General features: G+C 51.5%; 25 protein-coding genes and 1 tRNA gene. 14 read left to right on the top strand and 12 right to left on the bottom strand.

Annotated elements, in window-relative coordinates; translation table 11 throughout:
• Window positions 1-33 precede the first annotated feature (33 nt).
• Window positions 34-918 (bottom strand): SDR family oxidoreductase, encoded by an 885-nt coding sequence (locus tag G9C99_RS03255; protein ID WP_166415995.1) that lies wholly within the window; start codon window positions 916-918, stop codon window positions 34-36.
• Window positions 919-974: 56 nt separating this feature from the next.
• Here G9C99_RS03255 and G9C99_RS03250 point away from each other — a divergent pair, with 56 nt between their 5' ends.
• Entirely contained in the window at window positions 975-1,421 is a 447-nt protein-coding gene (locus G9C99_RS03250; protein ID WP_166415994.1) for a winged helix-turn-helix transcriptional regulator, read from the top strand.
• A gap of 205 nt (window positions 1,422-1,626) precedes the next feature.
• Here the strand turns inward: G9C99_RS03250 and G9C99_RS03245 are convergent.
• Together G9C99_RS03245 and G9C99_RS03240 are read right to left on the bottom strand one after the other, a co-directional pair.
• Window positions 1,627-1,703 (bottom strand) — tRNA-Arg (locus G9C99_RS03245).
• Between the two features lie 61 nt (window positions 1,704-1,764).
• Complete coding sequence (locus tag G9C99_RS03240) at window positions 1,765-2,076, bottom strand: ETC complex I subunit (protein ID WP_166415993.1); 312 nt, start codon at window positions 2,074-2,076, stop codon at window positions 1,765-1,767.
• A gap of 370 nt (window positions 2,077-2,446) precedes the next feature.
• Here G9C99_RS03240 and uvrB point away from each other — a divergent pair, with 370 nt between their 5' ends.
• Window positions 2,447-4,624 (top strand): excinuclease ABC subunit UvrB, encoded by a 2,178-nt coding sequence (gene uvrB, locus G9C99_RS03235; protein WP_166415992.1) that lies wholly within the window; start codon window positions 2,447-2,449, stop codon window positions 4,622-4,624.
• A 1-nt stretch (window position 4,625) separates the two neighbouring features.
• On the opposite strand, the gene G9C99_RS03230 is transcribed toward uvrB, so the two are convergent.
• Entirely contained in the window at window positions 4,626-5,108 is a 483-nt protein-coding gene (locus G9C99_RS03230) for a flavin reductase family protein (protein ID WP_166415991.1), read from the bottom strand.
• 128 nt (window positions 5,109-5,236) lie between these two features.
• Between G9C99_RS03230 and G9C99_RS03225 the strand changes: the two genes are divergently transcribed.
• The 6 genes from G9C99_RS03225 (at window position 5,237) to G9C99_RS03200 (ending at window position 8,268) form a co-directional block, all read left to right on the top strand.
• Complete coding sequence (locus G9C99_RS03225; protein ID WP_166415990.1) at window positions 5,237-5,893, top strand: Crp/Fnr family transcriptional regulator; 657 nt, start codon at window positions 5,237-5,239, stop codon at window positions 5,891-5,893.
• A gap of 88 nt (window positions 5,894-5,981) precedes the next feature.
• Window positions 5,982-6,179 (top strand): YgaP family membrane protein, encoded by a 198-nt coding sequence (locus G9C99_RS03220; protein WP_166415989.1) that lies wholly within the window; start codon window positions 5,982-5,984, stop codon window positions 6,177-6,179.
• Window positions 6,167-6,619 (top strand): YeeE/YedE family protein, encoded by a 453-nt coding sequence (locus G9C99_RS03215; protein ID WP_166415988.1) that lies wholly within the window; start codon window positions 6,167-6,169, stop codon window positions 6,617-6,619. The genes G9C99_RS03220 and G9C99_RS03215 overlap by 13 nt, the downstream gene beginning before the upstream one ends.
• Window positions 6,619-7,035, top strand: a complete 417-nt coding sequence (locus tag G9C99_RS03210; protein WP_166415987.1) for a DUF6691 family protein — start codon at window positions 6,619-6,621, stop codon at window positions 7,033-7,035. The genes G9C99_RS03215 and G9C99_RS03210 overlap by 1 nt, the downstream gene beginning before the upstream one ends.
• A gap of 10 nt (window positions 7,036-7,045) precedes the next feature.
• Window positions 7,046-7,930 carry an MBL fold metallo-hydrolase gene (locus G9C99_RS03205; RefSeq protein WP_166415986.1) on the top strand — a complete coding sequence of 295 codons (885 nt, stop codon included), beginning with the start codon at window positions 7,046-7,048 and terminating at the stop codon, window positions 7,928-7,930.
• Between the two features lie 8 nt (window positions 7,931-7,938).
• A complete protein-coding gene (locus G9C99_RS03200) occupies window positions 7,939-8,268 on the top strand; it encodes a TIGR01244 family sulfur transferase (protein ID WP_166415985.1) in 330 nt (109 codons plus the stop codon).
• Between the two features lie 25 nt (window positions 8,269-8,293).
• Here the strand turns inward: G9C99_RS03200 and G9C99_RS03195 are convergent, their stop codons facing one another.
• Complete coding sequence (locus tag G9C99_RS03195) at window positions 8,294-9,646, bottom strand: MmgE/PrpD family protein (protein ID WP_166415984.1); 1,353 nt, start codon at window positions 9,644-9,646, stop codon at window positions 8,294-8,296.
• Between the two features lie 350 nt (window positions 9,647-9,996).
• On the opposite strand from G9C99_RS03195, the gene G9C99_RS03190 reads away from it, so the two are divergent.
• The 3 genes from G9C99_RS03190 (at window position 9,997) to G9C99_RS18395 (ending at window position 13,133) form a co-directional block, all read left to right on the top strand.
• Entirely contained in the window at window positions 9,997-10,650 is a 654-nt protein-coding gene (locus tag G9C99_RS03190) for a protein-L-isoaspartate O-methyltransferase family protein (protein WP_166415983.1), read from the top strand.
• A 51-nt stretch (window positions 10,651-10,701) separates the two neighbouring features.
• Window positions 10,702-12,075 (top strand): TolC family outer membrane protein, encoded by a 1,374-nt coding sequence (locus G9C99_RS03185; RefSeq protein WP_166415982.1) that lies wholly within the window; start codon window positions 10,702-10,704, stop codon window positions 12,073-12,075.
• A gap of 104 nt (window positions 12,076-12,179) precedes the next feature.
• Window positions 12,180-13,133, top strand: coding sequence for a hypothetical protein (locus tag G9C99_RS18395; protein ID WP_231703953.1), 954 nt, complete (start codon window positions 12,180-12,182; stop codon window positions 13,131-13,133).
• Window positions 13,134-13,147: 14 nt separating this feature from the next.
• Here the strand turns inward: G9C99_RS18395 and G9C99_RS03175 are convergent, their stop codons facing one another.
• On the bottom strand, window positions 13,148-14,599 hold the full coding sequence (locus G9C99_RS03175) for a cobyric acid synthase (protein ID WP_166415981.1): 1,452 nt from the start codon (window positions 14,597-14,599) through the stop codon (window positions 13,148-13,150).
• Window positions 14,600-14,657: 58 nt separating this feature from the next.
• On the opposite strand from G9C99_RS03175, the gene G9C99_RS03170 reads away from it, so the two are divergent.
• A complete protein-coding gene (locus G9C99_RS03170) occupies window positions 14,658-15,242 on the top strand; it encodes a cobalamin biosynthesis protein CobQ (protein ID WP_166415980.1) in 585 nt (194 codons plus the stop codon).
• Window positions 15,243-15,295: 53 nt separating this feature from the next.
• Here G9C99_RS03170 and G9C99_RS03165 read toward each other — a convergent pair whose 3' ends face one another.
• The gene (locus tag G9C99_RS03165; protein ID WP_166415979.1) at window positions 15,296-15,607 is read right to left on the bottom strand and encodes a DUF6280 family protein; all 312 of its coding nucleotides are present in this window, start codon (window positions 15,605-15,607) and stop codon (window positions 15,296-15,298) included.
• A gap of 213 nt (window positions 15,608-15,820) precedes the next feature.
• On the opposite strand from G9C99_RS03165, the gene efp reads away from it, so the two are divergent.
• Window positions 15,821-16,384: an elongation factor P gene (efp, locus tag G9C99_RS03160; protein ID WP_166415978.1), complete on the top strand. Its 564-nt coding sequence runs from the start codon at window positions 15,821-15,823 to the stop codon at window positions 16,382-16,384.
• Window positions 16,385-16,430: 46 nt separating this feature from the next.
• On the opposite strand, the gene G9C99_RS03155 is transcribed toward efp, so the two are convergent.
• The 4 genes from G9C99_RS03155 to G9C99_RS03140 all read right to left on the bottom strand — a co-directional run bounded on the left by G9C99_RS03155 (window position 16,431) and on the right by G9C99_RS03140 (window position 20,189).
• On the bottom strand, window positions 16,431-16,949 hold the full coding sequence (locus G9C99_RS03155) for a DUF4329 domain-containing protein (RefSeq protein WP_231703952.1): 519 nt from the start codon (window positions 16,947-16,949) through the stop codon (window positions 16,431-16,433).
• A gap of 39 nt (window positions 16,950-16,988) precedes the next feature.
• Window positions 16,989-17,738, bottom strand: a complete 750-nt coding sequence (gene ygfZ, locus G9C99_RS03150) for a CAF17-like 4Fe-4S cluster assembly/insertion protein YgfZ (protein WP_166415977.1) — start codon at window positions 17,736-17,738, stop codon at window positions 16,989-16,991.
• 37 nt (window positions 17,739-17,775) lie between these two features.
• Window positions 17,776-18,255: a GNAT family N-acetyltransferase gene (locus G9C99_RS03145; protein ID WP_166415976.1), complete on the bottom strand. Its 480-nt coding sequence runs from the start codon at window positions 18,253-18,255 to the stop codon at window positions 17,776-17,778.
• Window positions 18,256-18,434: 179 nt separating this feature from the next.
• Entirely contained in the window at window positions 18,435-20,189 is a 1,755-nt protein-coding gene (locus G9C99_RS03140) for an ABC transporter ATP-binding protein (RefSeq protein WP_331459961.1), read from the bottom strand.
• A gap of 129 nt (window positions 20,190-20,318) precedes the next feature.
• Here G9C99_RS03140 and G9C99_RS03135 point away from each other — a divergent pair, with 129 nt between their 5' ends.
• Window positions 20,319-21,611 carry a pyridoxal-phosphate-dependent aminotransferase family protein gene (locus tag G9C99_RS03135; protein WP_166415975.1) on the top strand — a complete coding sequence of 431 codons (1,293 nt, stop codon included), beginning with the start codon at window positions 20,319-20,321 and terminating at the stop codon, window positions 21,609-21,611.
• On the opposite strand, the gene G9C99_RS03130 is transcribed toward G9C99_RS03135, so the two are convergent.
• The gene (locus G9C99_RS03130; RefSeq protein WP_166415974.1) at window positions 21,515-22,621 is read right to left on the bottom strand and encodes a pyridoxal phosphate-dependent aminotransferase; all 1,107 of its coding nucleotides are present in this window, start codon (window positions 22,619-22,621) and stop codon (window positions 21,515-21,517) included. The two genes, G9C99_RS03135 and G9C99_RS03130, sit on opposite strands and share 97 nt — an antisense overlap.
• Between the last annotated feature and the right edge of the window lie 53 nt (window positions 22,622-22,674).

Genomic DNA, 22,674 nt, shown 5'->3' with positions numbered 1-22,674 from the left:
TGGCCGCTTTGGGTTCAGTCAACATTTGCCTAATTAGACCTGCCAGCTTTGAATATGTTCTGCCACTTGTGTTAGCTGAACATTAAATATTTTCTGAATTTCGTTGGTATCCACGACCAAATCCTCAGTGCCCATTGTTTTCATCGCTCCGTAGAGGTCGGTCATTGCAAAGGCCATGCCCGGATTTTGAAAGGCCTCACCGACACGTTGGCCAAACTGCTCGGGCGTGGTTGGTTGATACCGAACCTCTTCGCCAATCCACCGCCCCACATATGTGGCGAGCTCTTCCCCGGTCATAGCATTAGGTGTCCCGATTTCAAAAGCACGTCCGGCAAGATCAGGGCGCGTCAAAGCTGCGACGGCAATGCGCGCCTGATCAAGATGCGAGGTCCATGTCACCTTTGTCTCCGTCGAAAGCGGGGGATAGTCCAACACACCCTCGTCGCGGAGCTTTGGGTGAAATGCTCTGATTTGCAGGTTTTCGAGATATATGGTCGGTTGCAGCACGATGGAAGGAAGCCCGCTCGACAATACGGCGTTCATCGCAGCGGTGCCGCCGTCGATGATCGCGGATGCGGGGTATCTTGATCCCGAAGATCCACTCGTGGTGAAAACCATCAAAGCCAGCTTAGCCCGGTGAGCGGCTCCAATGATCGCTTTCAGCCAAACCGCTGCGTCATCGGGCGTTTCTGGTGCTGGTAGGTGAACAAAAGCAGCATCGACGCCGGTAAACACCTGCGTCAGCGCCTCTTCGTCGTCCATAACTGCCGGATATGCCTGAGCTTGAGGATGCATAGATTTGATCTTCGCCTCATCGCGGGCGACGGCGCGTACGGTCATTCCTTTGGCAAGGGCTTCTTGCACGACGGGCGCGCCCTGTGCGCCGGTCGCGCCGAAAATTGCAACGGTGTGGTTCATTGTATTTCTCCGTGGTAGTGTGGTTACTAATCGGAACCATACATAGGAGACCCAATATGAACGCGAAAGGAGGCACTAATTCCTTCGATGGGCACCCTCAGGTAACCAACACGAATATAGCCGAGTTAAACCAAGGCATAGATGCTTGGGTTGAGAACGACTTCAGCGGGGCTTGCCCGGTTCGCGATCTGCTCGACCGGATCGGTGATAAATGGAGTGTTTTGATCATCTTACGCCTTGGGCAGCAGGATGAACGTTTTCGTGCGCTTTTGCGTGCCATTGAGGGTATATCGCAGCGTATGTTGACTGTGACGCTGCGCGGTTTGGAGCGTGATGGCTTGGTGCATCGGGAGGTTTTCGACACCCGCCCACCTTCAGTGGTCTATAGCCTGACACCATTGGGTGTTTCGCTGCTGGGCCATATTTCTAGCCTCACTGACTGGGCCCTAGAGAATGCAACCACAGTTGAGCTGGCAAAGTCACGTTACGACGCTAACACATAGTCAAACAACCCATAAATGTTGGGTAATTTGTTTCCTAGGTTTGCTACACGCTCACTACTTCTTTGAAAGGCAGCTTTGTCCACAGTGCCGAAGTCCAACCTGAAATCTCGTTGCTTGGCTCATCAATGACTGGTTTCCTCGCATAGCGGGTAGAAAGCAGTTTTGCGCAAACATCTACTTTTTTGACGGTCACTAAAGTGGTGGTTGGCGATCCCATCAGGACTCGAACCTGAAACCCTCTGCTTAGAAGGCAGATGCTCTATCCAGTTGAGCTATGGGACCGTTGGTGGTGTTTTGCCGTGAAATCAAAACCTGTGCAAGAGAGAAGCGCACAGGTTTAGGATCAATGTGTCCAGACGCCGCGACGGTTGGTGGCAAAGTTTTCGCCATAGCCGCCAGGACGGATAACAGGTTTGCGTGTTTTTGGCTCTGTTACTGTCGCTTCGATATTGTGATCTTTGGCGTAATCCAGCGCAGCTTCTTTGCTATCAAAGCTGAGCTTTACTTGGCTCTGAGTGTCATCAGAGCTGGTCCAGCCCATAAGTGGGTCAATGTCGCGTGCAGAATTCGGAGCAAATTCCAGAATCCAGTTGTTCGTTTTGGCCGTGCCTGATTGCATTGCGTTCTTGGCTGGCTTGTAAATACGCGCGCGCATGGGACTCTCCTAATTCACTTAGCCTTTTATCAGAAAAAAATCGCGTGACTGCAAGGGGGCAATCACGCGATCTGTGTTCCGAAACTGGGGTCTTCGGTATTTAAGCAGCGGTTGCCAGTCTAGGCGAGGAGTGAGGGGTGGGTGGGTGGTGCGCCCTGACTGACAACCTTTTGTGCTGCTTGTGAGATCAAGCTACGCTGGCGTGGTTAATAGAGCAAGATTTAAATTACTTAAGGTTGCATTTTATTTGTTAAATTTATCGGTAAACGGGTAAAGGTTTGTTAACCTTTGAGAAGATGTCAGCAGAGATATGCGCAGCCCTTGCGTGAGAACAAAAAGTGACCACATTGGAGCCAAGAAGGATTCGCATATGACAGATACTCCAGCATTGCTTCAATCAACCGCGCCGCGCCCTAAGTTAGAGGGTGGGAAACGCTTTGTTATGCATACGCAATTTAACCCTGCCGGGGATCAGCCCACCGCGATTAAAGAGTTAAGCGCGGGCATTCTGGATGGAGAACGAGACCAGGTTTTGCTTGGTGCGACAGGGACCGGTAAAACCTACACGATGGCAAAGGTGATCGAAGAAACCCAACGCCCGGCAATCATTCTCGCGCCCAATAAAACGCTTGCTGCCCAGTTGTACGGGGAGTTTAAAGGTTTTTTTCCTGAAAATTCAGTCGAATATTTTGTTAGCTTTTATGATTACTATCAGCCAGAGGCCTATGTGGCGCGATCTGATACATTTATTGAAAAAGAAAGCCAAATTAACGAACAGATCGACCGAATGCGCCACTCTGCCACACGGGCGCTGCTGGAACGGGATGATGTGATTATCATCGCGTCGGTGTCGTGTATCTACGGTATTGGCTCTCCTGAAACTTATACTGCCATGACGCAAGATCTCGTTGCTGGTGAAGAATATGATCAACGGGAACTGATGGCGGGGTTGGTCGCGCAGCAATATCGTCGTGCTGATAATGCCTTTGCGCGTGGTACGTTTCGCGTGCGGGGCGATAGCTTAGAGATTTGGCCAAGTCACTTAGAGGATCGCGGTTGGCGCCTATCCTTCTTTGGCGAAGAACTCGAAGGTATAACAGAGTTTGATACGTTGACGGGCAGTCGTACAGACACCATGGAAAAGGTACGCGTCTATGCGAACTCTCACTATGTGACACCACGTCCGACGCTGGTGCAGGCCATTAAGAACATCAAAGAAGAGCTGGCTGTGCGTCTTAAACAATTCGATGCTGATGGTAAATTGCTAGAGGCGCAGCGCCTTGAACAGCGCACAAAGTTTGATTTGGAAATGCTTGAGGCTTCTGGGTTTTGCAATGGCATTGAAAACTATTCTCGTTACCTTACGGGCCGCGCTCCGGGGGAGCCACCCCCAACGCTTTTTGAATATATCCCAGACAACGCAATTGTTTTCGCTGACGAAAGCCACGTTTCCGTGCCCCAGATCGGCGGTATGTATAAAGGCGATTATCGTCGTAAATTTACGCTGTCTGAACATGGGTTCCGTTTACCGTCCTGTCTGGATAACCGACCATTGAAATTCGAAGAATGGGACGCCATGCGGGCGCAGTCTGTCTTTGTTTCTGCGACGCCGTCTAAATGGGAAATGGGCCAGACGGGCGGTGTCTTTACCGAACAGGTCATTCGTCCAACGGGGCTTTTGGATCCAGAAGTCGAAATTCGTCCAGTTGAGATGCAAGTGGATGACGTCCTTGACGAAATTCGCAAGGTGACGGCCCAAGGTTACCGGACATTGGTGACCACGCTGACCAAACGCATGTCGGAGGATTTAACCGAATATCTGCATGAACAGGGCATTAAGGTGCGGTATATGCACTCGGATATCGATACTTTGGAACGCATTGAAATTTTGCGAGATTTACGGCTTGGGGCGTTTGATGTTTTGATTGGTATCAACCTGCTGCGCGAAGGTTTGGATATTCCTGAATGTGGTTTGGTTGCCATTCTGGATGCTGATAAAGAGGGCTTTTTACGTTCGGAAACATCCTTGATTCAGACCATCGGTCGTGCGGCGCGTAACGCGGACGGGCGGGTGATAATGTATGCGGATAAAATTACCGGTTCGATGGAACGGGCCTTGGCGGAGACAGATCGTCGCCGGGATCGTCAGATCGCCTATAATGAACTGCACGGTATTACCCCGCAGACGGTGAAAAAGAACGTCGAAGATGTTCTATCTGGCCTTTATGAAGGTGACGTGGATATGAACCGTGTGACCGCGACCATCGATAAGCCGATGTATGGGGCCAACCTAAAGGCGCATCTGGATGGTTTGCGCGCAGATATGTTGAAAGCCGCGGAAAACCTAGAGTTCGAAGAGGCCGCCCGTTTGCGCGACGAAGTTAAACGATTGGAAGCCGTTGAATTGGCCGTTTCTGATGACCCCTTGGCGCGTCAATCCGCAGTTGATGCCGCAGCCGAGGCCGCAACAGCAACCCGTGGACGCAGCACCGCCGGTAAGGCTGGCACGCGTGTCAGTCGCGGGAAGGTCTGGAAAAAGGGCGGATAAGCTAGGGCGTTTGAAAAGCGCCTCGGGAGAAAACTAAACCGTCACAGTCCACACAGGCGGCGCTGGTAATTTTCCCGAGGATGATATCGTGATCACCTGCTTCGTGAATAGCGTAGGTATCACATTCAAACCGCGCGGCGCAGGTGTTCAGCAGGGGCGTGTCGTTTTGGCCAAGGCTCCAATCGACACCTTCAAAGTCATGGCCAGAACGCGCAAAACGATCAACCAATGCTTTTTGATCCGCTGCGATCACATGGATCGCAAAATGTTTGGCATTGGCAAAAGCCCCATAGCGTCGCGATGATTTTGCTACGCACCACAAAACCAAAGCTGGGTCCAGAGAGACGGATGAAAAACTATTGGCCACAATACCTAGAGGGCCAATTTCACTGTGTGTGGTCACAACGGTAACACCGGTTGCAAACGCGCCAAAGGCTGTTCGCAAGTCTCGTTCCGAATCTGGTCCGGGAACAAAGCTTTTCATTGTCGTCTCCTGTACGCGGTGCAAGGCGTGTCCTTCCATCGCACAAACCAGAAACGAAATGAAAAAGCCAGCCCTTGCCGCCGAGTTTTGAGGACAATAATGTCAGGACACCTGATGGAGGGGCCAAAATGAATTGGATTGATCAGTTTTACGGATTGTCTCGTTTGTCAGGTGGCATCAGAGACATATTGCTTAGGCAGAGTAAAATCGTCGATTTGCCAACTGGTACCGTTGTCTTCGGGCCAGCAAAAACGCCGCTGGATCTTTTGCTGCTGATCAAAGGTACGGTGCGCGTGAGCCAAACCACCGAAAACGGACGCGAGATTGTTCTGTATCGTGTTCATGCTGGCGAAAGTTGTGTGATGACAAACGCCTGTCTTTTTACCTTTGAAGAAAATGGTGCCGAAGGCATTACCGAAAGCGACGTCACGGCAGCCGCAATTCCTAAATCCGTTTTTGATCGTCTGGTTGCGGAGTCATCTGAGTTTCGCGAATTTGTTTTTGCGGCCTATTCGCGGCGCATTACCGATCTGATGTATGTTGTCGAAGAGGTTGCCTTTGGCCGTATTGATATTCGGCTCGCACAAAGATTGCTGCATCTCGTGAATTCAATGGGCGATGTAAAAGGGACGCATCAGGATTTCGCCACCGAGCTGGGGTCTGCGCGAGAGGTCATTTCACGCCAATTGCAAGATTTCCAAAAACGCGGCTTGGTTAAGTTGAATAGAGGGTCATTGCATGTGACGGATTTGCAGGCTTTGACAACATTGGCCCAAAGCAGTTGAGCAGAATGTACCGCGTTATGTGATAAGATCACCGACACAGGATTTCGTGCCCCTTAGAAAAGGGTGAAATCTAGAATCGGAAATGAATATGAAACAAAATGTTGGTCAGTTCGATCGTATACTTCGTGCCCTTTTAGGGGTGGTGTTAATTGTGCTGGCGGTCTTCTATCTGGTCGGGTGGCTGAAGTGGGGCGCTTTGCTGGTAGGGGCGGTCATGCTGTTTGTCGCGCTGAGCAAATCCTGCCCCATCTATTCTCTCTTAGGTATTAAGACATGCAAGATGTAATGATTTTGACGGAATTTACGCCTATTGCATCGCTGCTTGGTGGTGCGCTTATCGGTTTGGCGGCGGTTGGATTAATGCTGTTGCACGGGCGGGTGATGGGCGCGACTGGAATATTGTCTGGTGTCTTTTTCCCGATCAGTTCGTCTGAATGGGTTTGGCGGGTGGCCGTTGTGGCGGGTATGTTATGTGGGCCTGTGATTTATTTAGGCCTCACCGGAGGCTTTCCCGCAATTGACGCTCCTTCGTCACGTTGGGCCCTGATCCTTGGCGGGGTTATCGTTGGTCTCGGTGTTACATATGGTTCGGGGTGTACATCTGGGCATGGGGTCTGCGGCAATGCGCGACTATCGCCGCGTTCGCTTGCAGCGACACTGACATTTATGCTGACCACCGGGATAACCGTTTATGTGATCCGTCACGTTATTTCAGGAGAAGCATAATGCGTATTCTGACATTTTTCGCCGTTGGGCTGATCTTTGGCATTGGTATTTCAGTGTCTGGCATGGCCAACCCTGCCAAGGTGATAAACTTCTTTGATATTGCTGGAAACTGGGATCCGAGCTTGGCCTTTGTTATGGGGGGCGCATTGTTGGTGACGTTCTTTGGGTACGGGGTCGTTTTTAAGAAAAAACGCCCCATACTGGCGGATGAATTCACGTTACCTAGCCAGCATGGCATTGACCGGAAACTGATCGGAGGCAGTGCCGTGTTTGGAATAGGGTGGGGAATTGCCGGATTTTGCCCTGGTGCTGCCTTGCCAGCCTTGGGAACCGGTAATCTTGATGTTGCGATTTTTGTAGGTAGCCTGTTGGTTGGTATCGCTATTGCGCGTAGGCTTCAGGCAAAGGCGACGTAGGAGAGTAAATATGAACTACCCCATTAATATGGATATCAAACCTGACGTAACGCCGTTTTTTGATCCGGCAACAAATACCATTTCCTATGTGGTTGCTGATCAGCAATCCAATGCGTGCGCAGTCGTCGATTCTGTTATGGATTTGGATTATGCTGCAGGGCGAATTACCCCGCAGAGCGCCGATCAAATTGTCGCTTTCATCAAAGAGAACGAACTTGAACTTGCGCTTCAAATTGAAACGCATGTGCACGCCGATCACCTCTCTGCAGCGCCTTATATTCAAGAGGCGCTTGGTGGTTTGATCACCGTTGGTGAGCAAATCACAGTTATTCAGGAAACCTTTGGAAAAGTGTTTAATGAAGGCACTGAATTTCAACGGGATGGCAGCCAATTTGATCGTCTATTCAAAGATGGCGATACCTATAACATCGGTACGATGACGGGTGTTGCATTGCATACACCGGGCCATACGCCTGCGTGTATGGTGCATGTGATCGGAAATTGCGCTTTTGTGGGGGATACGATTTTTATGCCGGATGGCGGATCGGCCCGTGCAGATTTTCCGGGCGGTGACGCCGGGCAGCTCTATGATTCAATTCAAAAAGTGTTGTCGCTGCCTGATGAGATGCGCCTGTTTATCTGCCATGATTACGGTCCTAATGGTCGCGACATCGCATGGGAAACGACTGTTGCTGATGAAAAGGCCAACAATATTCATGTTGGTCCAGGGGCGACACGTGAACAATTCGTGGAAATGCGCCTGGCGCGTGACGCAACTTTGGACATGCCGAAATTGATCATTCCGTCGCTTCAGGTTAATATGCGCGCAGGGGATATGCCGCCGTCTGACGATGACGGAAATGTCTTTCTTAAAGTGCCGGTAAACGCGATCTAGGGGCGAAAATGGACATCAAACACATCACTGACACAGTGTCAGTTACGGGACAAATTTGCCCAAACGATATTGAAACGATTGTTGGGCTTGGATTTCGCTCCATCATCTGCAATCGCCCCGACGGCGAAGAGGCTGGGCAAGCCACGTTTGAAACCGTCGCTAAAGCTGCAGATGCAGCCGGGCTTCCGATCAACTATGTTCCAATTTCACATATGGGGCTGACCGCCGAAAATGTGGGGGCGTTTCAAGAGGCACTTGCGAACCTGCCAACGCCAATATTGGCCTATTGCAGGTCAGGTGCGCGCTCAGCGATGTGCTATTCTATGGCTGCGGAATAATACCGCAGCCTCTATGTTATGACCCTCAGGTTGGGTCTGTGCAGAGCTCAAACAACGTACTGAGCTCTGCCGCGTTCAACGTATCAAATTGGCTGGATAGCTCTTCGATCTGTCTTGCGCGGTTTGCCCCAATAACCGGTGTGGCGAGGCGATGGAACTTTTCCGAAATCTCAGCGTCTGACAGAGGTTGATCCGCGTCACCACGGGGGGTGCGCGGACGATCTGTGATTTTGCGACCATCTTTTAGGATTAAGGTCACGTCTGCCCAGCGTTGATCAGTGCTGATCCGGGTCATTTCATCGTCATCAATCAGTTTGGTCGCGCGGCTGACTCTCAAAATATCTTCGTCCAGCAATGCCTCTTCACTGAGTTCGTCAACGCCAACCTGCCCACGCACAATCATTGCAGCGACGGGAAAGGCAATTGCATATGCGAATTCGTCTTGCGTTTTGGGCTCATGCCCGGCCAAGCGTGTCGCGTAATGGAAGGTGCGGATTTCGACGCTTTCGATCATTTCGTGGCTGAGCGCGTGTTCTTGCATCATATCATGAACCGCATCAACTGAGGGGTGGGACCAGCGGCAGCACGGGTAGGCTTTGTAATGGGTGTGGTCAACGACACGCCAACCTTGCCCTAAATCTTCCCAGAAACTGGATGCATCATCCCCTTCGCAGGTGAGAGCAGGGGCCCCGGTAAAGCCGGACAATGCAAGATAAGCTGCCGTCACTCCTGATGGGGCACCCCAGCCAACGCCGTCCCGCACCATCGTTGGGAAATCGATGCACCGCATCATTTGGCTACGCGGGCCGTGATATTCCCCGATGCCGGCAGCGTGACGGATTTGCATACTGTTGCCGCCGAGAAGTTTTGCGCCAGCTGCGGCGACGCCGACTGCAGTCCAAGCGCCAGAGGTGTGGTAATCAGCACAGGTCGCGTGTTGGGCGAGCCCTGCGCGGTAGGATACCTCATACGCCACAGCGAGCAATGTCGCGAACTGCTGCCCGTTTAATGCGCGCCCTTCGGAGGCTTCGGCCTGTGCCATTGCGATGAGCGCTGGAAAGATTGCAGATCCCGCATGTCCCTTGCACGGTGTGGTGCCATCGTGGGCGTCGATGCTGTCCACAGTAAACCCCCCCGCCATTGCTGCGCCCGCTGGGCTTACGGTTCGTCCGTCCATTAACATCCGCGCGCCACCCACAGAGCCTTGCCCAAACAATGCGATGGCGCCTTTGCGTGCAATATCTGACATGGGGGTGGTCGATCCAACAGCCGCGACACCGATTGTGTCGGTGAAGCTGCGCCGCAAAATTTCTAAAACGCCAGTTGGCAGGTTTTCGTGCGTTAGGTCGGCAGCAAATTGATCAAAGGGGAGGGGCATCGGATTTCTTTCCAAGACTAAGGACGCGATTGGTCAAAGGTTGATTGTCTTCTTACGTGGGTCAAGGTGGAAACCGACATAAAATGTCGCATTATATTCTTTGCGAGTGGTTCGAGTGGGGAACAGAATCGAAACCGTGGCTGCGAAACACTGAAGAGAGCGCGATTGACGACAACGAGCTTGCGGCAAACAGTGCCGTTGGTCGCATGGACAGCAATGAAAAATAAGCGAAAGAAAGGTTTTGGCAACATCTTGGTCCTGTAATGCGGAAAACTGGCGCTGCTTGGTTGCTGACTGACCTTGGATGTGGCAAGAAAAGTATAACTGAAACTGGACCAAAGTGTTTAGGCATGACAAAATTTTCTACCCGACGCACAATGATGGTTGATACGCAAGTGCGCCCGTCAGATGTAACCAAATTCCCTATTATCGAAGCCATGTTGACCGTGGAGCGCGAGAACTATGTCGCAGATAATCTGCGCGAAGCCGCATATGCTGACAGTAATCTGTCTTTGAATGCTGAACGTGTTGTTCTTGAGCCACGTAGTTTCGCAAAGATGCTGGATGCACTCGATATTCAGAACGATGAACTCGTTTTAGATTTGGGGTGTGGGCTTGGTTATTCTTCTGCGGTTATTGCAAGAATGGCTGAGGCTGTCGTTGCGGTGGAAGCGGATGCAGATTTGGCAGCTGAAGCGCAAACAATCCTCTCCAGCAATGGCGCTGATAATGTTGCTGTTATCGAGGCTCCGCTTGCTGAAGGCGCGGCCAAGTTTGGCCCTTACGATGTTATCACGCTTCAGGGCGCCGTTGAGGTTATCCCGCAAGCGATTATCGACCAATTGAAAGACGGCGGCAGAATCGCAGCTATCTTTATGGAAGGCGCATTGGGCGTTGTTCGTGTGGGTCATAAGGTAAATGGTACTGTCCATTGGCGCATGTCTTTTAACGCCACAGCACCTATCTTAGTGGGTTTTGAAGAAAATCGTGCCTTTGCACTTTAAACTGATCGGTTCAGGTGCGATATAGCTACAGAACGTCAGGAGAAGCACGCGATGAAGTATTCAGTATCAAAACGGTTTTTTGCAATTGTCGGTTCGGCTTTTTTGGGCTTATCAACTCCGGCAATTTCAGAAACGCTCGCGGATGCGTTGATATCTGGATATGAAAATAGTGGGCTTCTCGCACAGAACCGTGCGGTTTTGCGTGCTGCTGACGAAGATGTTGCTCTTGCTGTTGCATCCTTGCGCCCAACACTCAGCTACATTGCGACAGCGTCACGCAGCCCGAATGCACTGAATTCATTTGGAGATACATCAACGGCGGATCTGCGCGTTTCCTTGGATTGGCTGCTATATGATTTTGGGCGAAGCGATCTACGGCAGCTTATAGCAATGGAAACCGTGTTGATGACTCGCGATGCATTGGTCGGAGTTGAGCAACAAGTTCTATTGTCTGTTGTATCCGCATATATGTCAGTACAACGCGATCGAGAATTTGTAGCACTGCGCCAGAATAACGTGCGTCTCATTACCCAAGAACTGCGTGCGAGCCGTGACCGTTTTAATGTTGGCGATGTAACACGTACTGATGTGTCTGCTGCCGAGGCGCGTTTGGCATTGTCCCGCGCACGTTTGGCCGCAAGCCAAGGCGCGCTCGCTGCATCCCGCGAAGCCTATTTGGCAGCGGTAGGGCATTATCCATCCAATTTGGCGCAGCCACCAGTTGCACCTGCACTGGCGTCGTCTGTGGAAGAAGCCCGCGAAATCGCACTGCGGACACATCCAGATATTTTGCAGGCTCAACGCGCTGTAACCGTGCGTGAGCTTGGTTATCAGCAGGCGCAGGCGTCTCGTCGTCCGACATTAAACTTGTCAGCTCAGGCTGGTATTAATCACCGTGGTACGGATACTCGTTCTGCGACGGTGACTCTGAGTGGACCAATCTACCAAGGTGGGCAAATTGCGTCGGCAGAACGTCAAGCCGTAGCAAATCGCGATGCCGCGCGTGCTAACCTCTATGTGGTAGGGCAGAATGTGACACGTAGTATCGGTACTGCTTGGGCTGACTTGGCAGTTGCACGTGCACAAATTGAAGCATCGCGCCGTCAAATTCGGGCTGCGCGCACTGCATTTGAGGGTTTTCGCGAAGAGGCAACGCTTGGCGCGCGGACAACTTTGGATGTTTTGAACGCGGAACAAGAACTTCTGGATGCGGAGGCTAACTTGCTCTCAGCGCAAAGTGATGCCCAAATTGCAGCTTATGCTGTGCTGTCTTCTATGGGGCTGTTGACGGCGTCTCATTTGGGGTTGGGCATTCAAGAATACGACCCATCTGATTATTATAATGCTGTACGCCTTGCGCCGCATGGGCAAATCAGTGAGCAGGGGCAGCGTTTGGATTCTGTGCTGGAACGCCTCGGTCGATAATTGGTCCTATCGCTAAACCACGGTAGTCATTAACATTGTCACTATCTGTTGTGGGGAATCGCTGTTGCGGATACCCTGCTCTTGAGGCGACCGCAGGAATAAAGATGTCAGAACCCGTTACCAATGCCGAAATCGAAGATGTGCTGTCTTCTATCCGTAGACTCGTGTCCGAGGATATTGCGCCAAAACGCAGTGAAGAAGAGGCGAGCGCGCAGCAGATTGCTGAGCCAGAACGGTTTGTATTGACCCCTGCATTCCGGGTGCTGCCAGAGACGGAAGAAGTGCAAGCAACTGATCTTGATGTCGAAGAATCCTCTGATGCGGGCGAGCAGGCCAAGCTTGAGGCTGCCGAAAACGTCACATCGGAAGAAACGGACGGTCAGGAGCCTGAAAACGCTGTCGAAGATGTGTTGCATTTAGAAGAACCTATGATGGAACACGCGATTTCTGAAGAAACCCACAGTGGGCACGAGACGTGGAATAAAGTGGAAGAATCTGAGCTGTCGGTCGATGACGCGATAGAACAATATTCAGAAGCAGAAGCAGAAGCAGAAGCAGAAGCAGAAGCAGAAGCAGAAGCAGAAGCAGAAGCAGAAGCAGAAGCAGAAGCAGAAGAATGGGTGGATGCCCATGAAGAAGTTTATGATGCTGAACACGTCGAAAGTGCGGAGGCGGCGTCTTTGACTGCGACCATCGCTGGGCTTGAGGCTGCAATCGGCAATCAAGAAGATGAGTGGGAACCTGATGGGTCTGAACCGGATGTTCACACACCGGAGGAAGTCCCTCATCGCCAAGCAGCTGAAGTTGTGGGATTTTCTTCAGAGGCCGATGATGAGCCGTTTGAAGAGGTGCCGTTTGCAAGTGAAACTTCTGAATCAGAAGGGGCAATTGGGCGCGAAGACGATGAGTTTTTGGACGAGGATACCCTACGTGACCTCGTGAGCGAAATCGTTCGCCAAGAATTGCAAGGCACGCTTGGTGAACGTATTACTCGGAATGTACGTAAGTTGGTGCGTCGCGAAATTCATCGCGCCTTAGCTGCGCGCGAATTTGATTGATAATAGCCGCGCGCCTAGACTGGGCGCGCGAGACTGATCAGTAAATCTAAATCCATGTGTTGTTCGAGGTGTTCGGCTAAAGCGTCCAACGTTTCTTCGACGGATTGATTGTAATCTGTGTTTGCTGTTTGGGCACCTAGGTTGCCCAAAAATGCTGTGCGAAATTCATCTGCAGAAAACAAACCATGCAGATAGCAGCCTAAGATTTTTCCATCTTTTGACGCGGCGCCTTCGGTTCGTCCGCCAAGGTCGAGCCATGCATGTTCGCAATCTGGCCCATAGGTGCGGCCGATATGAATTTCATAGGCTTCGACAGCGGTGCCGGTTGCTAAATGGGTTGCCTGCGTCAACGCGAGTCGCTTTTCCGGTTTCATTTCGGTCACAACATCAAGCAACCCAAGGCCCTGTGTGCGGCCCGGTTTGCCTTCGATGCCGTCGAGGTCGATAATCTCCTGCCCGAGCATCTGATACCCGCCACAGATGCCCAATACATGCCCGCCACGTCGAACGTGGGCCTGCAGGTCAATATCCCATCCTTGTTCACGGAAAAATGCGAGATCCGCGATGGTTGATTTTGAACCGGGGATAAGAACCAGATCAGCATCCCCTGGTAGGGCGCGGCCCTGTTCGACAATATCAACGCTAACGCCGGGTTCCATAACCAGCGGATCAAGGTCATCAAAGTTGGCGATGCGTGACAGTCGCGGCACAACAATTTTGAAATCACCCTTCTTGGAGGACGCGATATCCATCACGTCTTCAGCCGGGAGTTTCCAAGCATCCGAAAACCAAGGTAAGACACCAAGCGATGGCCAACCTGTGCGATCAACAATTTCCTTTAGCCCTGCATCAAACAGAGTAGGGTCGCCGCGAAATTTGTTGATGGCAAACCCTGCGATGAGGGCATTGTCGCCGTCAGGTAAAATGGCTTGGGTGCCGACGATTTGGGCGATGACGCCACCGCGATCAATATCACCCACCAAAATGACCGGGATATTGGCGGCCTCGGCAAACCCCATATTGGCGATATCGCCCTTGCGCAGGTTGATTTCTGCCGGGCTTCCGGCACCTTCGATAACGACAAGGTCAACATCCTGCGCAAGACGATGAAAGCTCTCAAGCGTTGCCGTGAGAAGCTGTGGTTTTAGTTTTGCATAGTCCCGGGCCTTGACCGTGGTGAGTCGTTCGCCCTGAACAATAACCTGCGCGCCGACGTCGCTTTCGGGTTTTAGCAGAACGGGGTTCATGTCGGTGTGGGGTGCAACCCCTGACGCGAGCGCCTGCAAGGCCTGTGCACGACCGATCTCGCCGCCATCTGAGGTCACCGCCGCGTTGTTGGACATGTTCTGTGGTTTAAAGGGACGCACGGTCAGCCCACGGCGCTTAAAAGCGCGCGCAAGGCCAGCAACGACCATAGATTTCCCAACATTCGAGCCTGCGCCCTGAATCATGATCGCTTTGGCCATTGTTCCCTCCGAGGTTTCATGATTCCATACCGTTGATTAGGAAACAGGGAAAGAGCGGATGAACACACCAGCGCATTTGATTTTAGGTGCCGCATTCTTCGGGAAGCGAGAACAGGTCGCCATCACGACAGCAGCGGTGTTGGGGGGATTGGCACCTGACCTTTCGCTGTACTTGATGGCCGGGTGGTCATTGTTGGTGATGCAGATCTCGCCTGCGATTGTTTTTGACGAATGGTATTTTTCAGATGCCTGGCAGCAGGTTTTTGCAATCGATAACAGTTTTATCCTGTGGGGGATTGCGCTTGTGATTGGGCTGTGGCGACGCTCAGCTGTTTTAATCGCCTTTACGGCGGCAGCGCTCTTGCATTTGTTTACTGATTTTTTATTGCATCACGAAGATGCGCGCATGCAATTTTGGCCGCTCAGCGATTGGGTGTTTCGTAGCCCGGTGAGTTATTGGGATCCTAGTCGCTATGGGAATATCTTTGCGCCAATCGAGATTATTGTGGCTTTGATCGCATGTGTCGTTATGTGGAAGCGGCATCCGAGTATGTTGGCAAAGGTTTTGATATCTATTGCGATAGTCACGCAAATCGCGCCGGGCATTATTTGGGGATTTGTTTTCGCAACATCAGGTGCGTGAAATGAAAATGCGCCCCCAAACAGGAGGCGCGTTTTCAGTCTGGCTAAAGCAGATTAAGCTGCTTCAGCTTGGTTTCTACGTTCGCTTTCTTCGCGTGAAAGCGCAACTGAGGTGCGGACACCTTTTTCAACGAATTCCATCAATCCACCCACAACACGTTCGTTGGGGTCGATCCCTGCGCAGGACAGAACTTCGCGACCGTCACGCGAACGTGCCCAGCGAGCGATCTGTTCAGGACCGTTACCGTATTTTTTATCATCTGCAATGGCATCATCAAGTGCAGCCAACACAACAGCCGCAAAGAGCTTCTTAGCTCGGTTGCCCTGCTCGTGGTTGAAAGCTGTGCCGTCAACGAAATCTAGCATTCGTCGTCCTTCTTTATTCTTGCTCTTGCAATTTCTGGCGTGACGCTCAATATGACGAATTCGTAACGATTCGGTATACCAATTTTGGAATGGGTGCCATGCGCCCAGTGCATACCGGAATTTCGTAGACAGAATTTCATCATCTTGCCAGCGTCGAACCTCCCATATATAGGTGCGGACTATCTCAGAACAAGTATTGTCAGGGTCTTAACGATGCCAAAAATCAATGGAAACGAAATTCGTCCCGGCAACGTGCTGGAACATAACGGAGGTCTGTGGGCCGCTGTGAAGGTGGATCACGTCAAACCGGGCAAGGGTGGTGCATTCGCGCAGGTCGAAATGCGCAATCTGCGTAATGGTTCAAAACTGAACGAACGCTTCCGCAGCGCCGACAAAGTCGAACGTGCCCGTCTAGAGCAAAAAGATCAGCAGTTCCTTTATGAAACCGATGGAATGTTGGTGTTCATGGATGTGGAAACCTACGATCAGATTGAATTGTCAGCAGAATTGCTGGGCGATGCGCGCCCGTTCTTGCAAGACGGCATGACAATTGTTGTCGAATTTCACGAAAGCGAGGCCCTGAATGCACGGCTTCCGCAAAAAGTGGTTTGCAAGATCGTGGAAACAGAACCGGTCGTCAAAGGGCAGACGGCAGCGAATTCTTTCAAGCCTGCCGTTCTTGAAAATGGTGTCAAAGTGATGGTACCGCCATTCGTTGGCGTCGACGAGGATATCGTGGTGAACACCGAAACAATGGAATATTCAGAGCGCGCTTAAGTGCCGATAATTTCAATCAAAAGCCGCCCATTTTTGGGCGGCTTTTTTATTGGTTTAATATGCGGACCAAATCTGAGTAGCGATAAGATTGCTGAATATGACCATCTAATCCAGCAATAAAGTTGGGGTCTTTGGCCAAGCATCCGATGCCGCACAGCTGACTGGCTTCCATATCTGTGCTGTCTATATACCAAAGACGGCCGCCGGGGGTCGCAACATACCCGTCGATCCCCTCAGCTTCGTCGGCTTCCATATCATCGGCAGATGGAAACTCTGCCAAGGCATCAGGGTCAAAAGCTCCGTGCGTGTGATAAGACGCCACAACAAGCATATTGTAAGGCTCGGGTGGCTCACAGGAATCTGGGCGCCCCATGGTGGCAGGCGTCGCAATTAATTGCCCAGCGTTATCAAAGCCAATATAACCGCAAAATTCTCGGTTTCTCTGAAAAGACTGCTGTTGCAGGTTATTCAAGACCGATTGCGCGAATTGCGCTTCTCGGGTGGATTGTGCGTTGGCGGTTAAAGGCAGCGCTGCCATCAAGATGGTAAGATATAGTCGTTTCATACTTAACTGAACCATAAAAATGTAATTTTGGCCAAGCCCTTATTCACCCATTTTGAGTTCTGCGTCCCCTGCATGCAACACCCCTTTGGCCCGATCAAAACGCAAATAAGCAATCGCTTTATCACCTGATTGGGTGAATAACGTGCCTGCTGTTTTCCCTTCCGCAAGAATTTCACTGCCGATAGGAGCCTGCCCCGAAATGGCAACCTGAACTAAGCCTTTGCGCAGAGTTGTTTTGTGCTTCATGCGGGCTACGATTTCTTGGCCAACATAACAGCCTTTGCGAAAATCAACACCATTCAGACGTTCAAACCCGGCCTCAAGGATGTAGGTGTCAGGCGTGAGTTCAGCTCCGCTTTCGGGGATGGTGTGGGCAACGCGGAGGGCATCCCAATCAACGTCGTCCACAAGAGTTTCGTCAGAATACAGTCGCCAGCCGAGCGCGGGGTGACGTGGATCAGCCACTGCGTCGGTTGGCATGTCGTCGACGCCGCGGGATACAGAAAGGGTGCTGCTGGCGATTGTGACATTCGCACGGAGCTTATACATCATCAAACGCCGCCCGAGATCTTGGGCCAAAGACGTATCAACATCGAGCAAAATTGCATCGCCGCGTTCTAACAAAAAGAAATCTGCGATGTATTTCCCCTGAGCGGTCAGCAATGCTGCATAGACCAAACTGGATTTGCATTTTTGAACGTCATTGGTGACCAGCCCTTGCAAAAAGTCAAAGCGATCATCGCCGGAAACTTCAAAGATATGGCGGGGCCGGGTGGGTGTGTCAGTCATGGGATGTCCTTCGTTCGCGCCGCTTAGATATATACGCTTAATTTCCGTTGGAAAGGGGGCCGTCCACACGAATGCGAAATCGGGGGCCTGGTGCCGCCAATTGTGTGAAACCCATTGCCTGATATGCCGCCTGCGCCGCTGTGTTGTCATGGGCCGTCCCGATGGTGACATAGGTACACCCACGCGTTTTTGCATCCTCTATGGCGGTTCGTACCAATTGTTTACCTACCCCTTGTCCTCGGTGGGCGGCATCGACGAACAGGTGGTGTATATCCACGCCTTTTTGTGACCATTGCAGTTGAATTAACGGGCAGGTGACAACATAACCAATTGGTTTTTGGCGCAGCGTTGCAACTGAAGCGAAAACCCATGGATGCTGTTCGAAGATTAAATCACTGAGCACTTCAATATCAACGACAGCGGTGTCGTCATGATGGTTGGCAAGCTGTTCGATCATTGCGCTGATTTGGGGGAGGTCTTCCCTTTGCGCGGGGCGCGTAACGATTGTGTTGGGCATAATTGGCTCCTGATGTGCCGCCCAAGAAAAACAAAACCGCCTGAGCGGCGGTTTCATTTCATATTACATGATAACACCCGCCTTATTTAAGGCGTTTGATAGGTCACAAAAGAAAGACGTAAGGTGTTCATAGGCACTGGTATTTCTGAACTGCGCTCAAAATTCAAGGTAGAACAAAATTAAGTATCAGATTGCATGGCATGAAGTTGGGCGTAGACACCTTTGGTTTTCAACAATTCGGCGTGTGTGCCTGTTTCAACGATTTTTCCATGATCCATAACGATGATCTTATCCGCGTTTTGAATGGTCGAAAGCCGGTGCGCAATCACAAGCGTTGTGCGTCCCGCGCGCAGACTGTCTAACGCTGTTTGGACCAATGCTTCGGATTTTGTGTCCAGGGCCGAGGTCGCTTCATCCAACAGCAAGATTGGGGCGTTGCGCAGTAATGCGCGTGCAATCGAAACGCGTTGACGCTGGCCACCCGAAAGGTTCGCGCCACGGGGGCCTGCCTCTGTGTCCAATCCGTCAGGAAGGGTGGTTATGAAATCGCTGACATGTGCGGCGTCCAATGCTTGGGCCAAGGCCGCTGGCTCAATGTCATGGTGACCCAGTAAGATATTGTTGCGAATGGTTTCGTCAAACAAAAGCGTTTCTTGCGACACAACAGAAAACAAAGCACGCAATTCTGTGAGATTGAAGTGCCGGATGTCTTGACCGCCAACAGTTATTGTTCCTTCCTGAGGATCAACAAGGCGCGTTAAGGTGTTGAAAATAGAGCTTTTACCAGCGCCTGATGCGCCGACAAGAGCAACGGTTTGGCCTTCTTCAATGGTTAAATCAATACCCCGCAACACAGGGTTTTCGCCATAGGACAGCGTGACATTACTAAGATCAATGCGCAGGTCTTCCGGGACGTTGGCCGGGGTTTTTGGCGCTGCAATTGAGGGCTTTTGATCAAACAACCAAAACAAACGTGCGAGGCTGGTCACAGCAACCTGCCATGTACCAGCGGTGCTTCCGAGGCGGCGCAAAGGTTGGAAGGTGAGGGACATCGCAGTGAAAAACGCCATGAATTGCCCGGCTGTTTTTTCACCTTCGATGATGTCTTGGGCCCCGACATAAATGACCCCGAGAAAGCCAAGGCCGGTGGCAAAATCCACGAGAGACGGGATCATGGCACGTCCGGCGGCAATCTTGAGTTCAGCGCGAACAATCCGGTCCACAATGCTTTCAAAGCGACCGGCCTGATAATCTTCCATTTGGTAAAGCTTGGCTGCCTGAATGCCGTGGAATATTTCATCAAGCCGGGTCGAACGATTAGTCGCTTCTTCGCGCATTTGACGGGTTTTACGCCGAATATATTGCTGAAGACCCGCAATCGGGAAAATCAATACTGGTACGGCAATAATCGCAACGACGGTCCAAACCCAATCAATAGACAGGGCAAGTACGAGTAACCAGAAAAGTGAAAATATATCACGGCCCAATCCTTGAATAATGACGGACCACACGCCCTGAACTGCAACAGTATCCCCTTGAATACGTTCCATTAATGCGCCGGGCGGGTTTTTAAAGAAAAAGGTGCTGTCGAGCGTCATCATGTGACGCAGCAGGTCCGCCTGCATTTCAGTCGAGGAACGCTGGGAAATGCGGGCCAATATGACCTTTTTGATCAAATCAGTTGTTCCACGGATCGCAAATAGGCCAAAGATGATCCCACCGACCCACCAAACAGCCCCTAAATCGCCGCCAATCAAAACCCGATCAAAGATAGGTTCCATCATTTTGGAAAGAATCGCCAGCGTACTGCCTTCGAGCATCATCAGAAAAACCGAAAAGGCCATCCAATAGCGGTGTTGGTATAAATATCCGCGCCAGAGCCGTTTGAACAGGCCTTTGGTGTTGCCTGAGCCGTCTTGTTCAAGGGTGTCCAATGGTCTGACCTGCGTTTTTTAAGGTTCTTTTTGGTCTAACCTGAACTTCAGAGGCGCGCAACCAGTCGCGCTTATTGACCCAAGCAGGTGGGCGGATTAGGTCTTTGGTATTCTGAGGAGAACTGTCACATGAACCTTGCCAATGGCCGTCATTATCTCGCAATTCCGGGGCCATCTGTTACGCCTGATCGTGTGTTGCGCGCGATGCACAAACCTGCTCCCAACATTTATGGGGGGCCATTGTTGGATACGGTGGCAAGCATCGTCGAGGATTTGAAGGCCGTCGCACGTACACGACACAGTGCAACAATTTATATTTCCAACGGGCATGGCATGTGGGAAGCCGCGCTTGCCAATACTGTGCGGGCTGGTGACAAGGTTCTATCGTTGGTGACCGGACATTTCGGTGAAGGCTGGTCAAAAGTTGCGCAAGCCGTTGGTTTACAGGTCGAAGTTCTGAACTCTGATTTGTCGTCTACATTCGACCTAGCCAAAATTGCAGAAGTGCTTTCGGCAGATAAAAGTCATGAAATAAAGGCTTTGCTGACAACTCATGTCGATACATCGAGTTCTGTCAAAAATGATCTATATGCTGTTCGCAAGATTTTGGATGATTTAGGACATCCCGCTTTGCTAATGGCAGATTGTATTGCCTCTATGGGATGCGATCGCTTTGAAATGGATGACTGGGGCATCGATGTTGCGTTGGCCTCCAGCCAAAAGGGGTTGATGGTGCCACCCGGTTTGGCGTTTTTGTTTTTCAATGAAAAGGCCGCCGAGGCGCGCGCGAAGCTTGGTACGATTTCGCCTTATTGGGATTGGGTGCCTCGGGCGACACCGCAGGCGTTTTATCAATACTTTGATGGCACCGCGCCGACGCATCATCTGTTTGGGCTGCGGGAAGCCTTGGATATGTTGGTCCTTGAGGAAGGCGTGGAAAATGCATGGGCGCGTCACGAAACTTTGGCGCGTGCAGTTTGGGCTGCTTTTGATGCGTGGTCTCAGGGCGGCGAGAGTTGGATGATGATCGATGATCTCAAAAAACGGAGCCATGCCGTAACCGCCGCGCGTTTAGATGGGCCAAATGGCACTGCGTTACGCGATTATCTAACAGAACAACTTGGCGTGACGCTGGGGATTGGACTGGGTATGGCGCCGTCAGGCACGCCAGAATGGCATAGCTATTTCCGGGTTGGCCATATGGGGCATGTGAACGCGCATATGGTTCTTGGTACATTGGGGGCCATTGAAACGGGGTTATGTGCTCTGAATATCGAACATACGGCGGGTGGCTTGTCTGCTGCTGCCGCCGTATGTGCAGGTGTTCAGGATCGTGCTGCGTTTAGCGCTTCGGGGAGTGCGGCTTCAAACGCAGAAAGCTGTTGCTCTGATCCGGCAGAAGCACGAATGCAGCGGTCCTGAGGGGCCACAAAGGGCATGCGGACAAAAATGCCGCGTGCCACCAATTCAGTTAAAACACGTTTGGCAAATGCGCCGTCACCACCACAATCTATGGCGACAAAATTCGTAGCGGAAGGGACGCAGGTTAATCCGTTGTCTTGTGCGATGGATCGAATGCGCTGGCGGGCCTCTGTGACGTTTTCTAACGTCGAAAAGAGATGTGCCTGATCTTTTAAAGCCTCAAGGCTGCCAATCTGCGCCGCGCGATTCATTCCGAAATGGTTGCGTACCTTATTAAAGGCCATGATGATTTCTGGTGTACTGATGGCATAACCGACACGCCCGCCAGCCATGCCATAGGCTTTGGAAAAGGTGCGCATCCGAATGACACGGTTATCAGTCGGGTCAATGGCAGGGGCTGTGCCTTCGGGCGCAAATTCAACATAAGCTTCGTCTAAGATCAGCAAAGCATTTTTAGGGGTTTGCGTGATGGCGTTGTTGATCATGTCTGCACTGTGCCATGTGCCCATAGGATTGTCGGGATTAGCAAGGTAGACGAGTTTTGCGTCCACTTCGTTTGCCCGCTGCATAAGCGCGATGGGGTCTTCATGGTCGTCACGATAAGGAACCTTTTCGACCACACCACCAAAGCCCGCCACATGATAATTAAAGGTTGGATAGGCTCCGTCAGAGGTGACAACGCGGTCCCCTTCGCCAACAAATAGCCGGACAAGGTAGCCGAGCAACCCGTCGATCCCTTCGCCTACCATGATGCAGTCCGCAGGGATATTGTGATGCGCGGCGAGTGCATGACGTAGATCATGGCTTTCGGGGTCTGCATACATCCAAATGTCAGATGACGCACCTTCCATCGCTGCAATTGCTTTTGGAGATGGGCCAAATGCGTTCTCATTGGCACCGAGCCTCGCAGCGAAGGTGGCACCTGTGCTGCGCTCTTGGGCTTCGGGACCCACAAAGGGAACTGTTGCAGGTAAACGGGCGGCGAGGGGCGTTAAGCGAGGATCAGTCATAGCGCGAGCTAAGCCAAATGACGACATAGGCGCAAGGGTTGATTTATCGGTAA

The sequence above is a fragment of the Cochlodiniinecator piscidefendens genome (assembly GCF_011326755.1).
Lineage (GTDB): Bacteria > Pseudomonadota > Alphaproteobacteria > Rhodobacterales > Rhodobacteraceae > Cochlodiniinecator > Cochlodiniinecator piscidefendens.
This window is presented reverse-complemented; position numbering and strand designations above follow the sequence as displayed.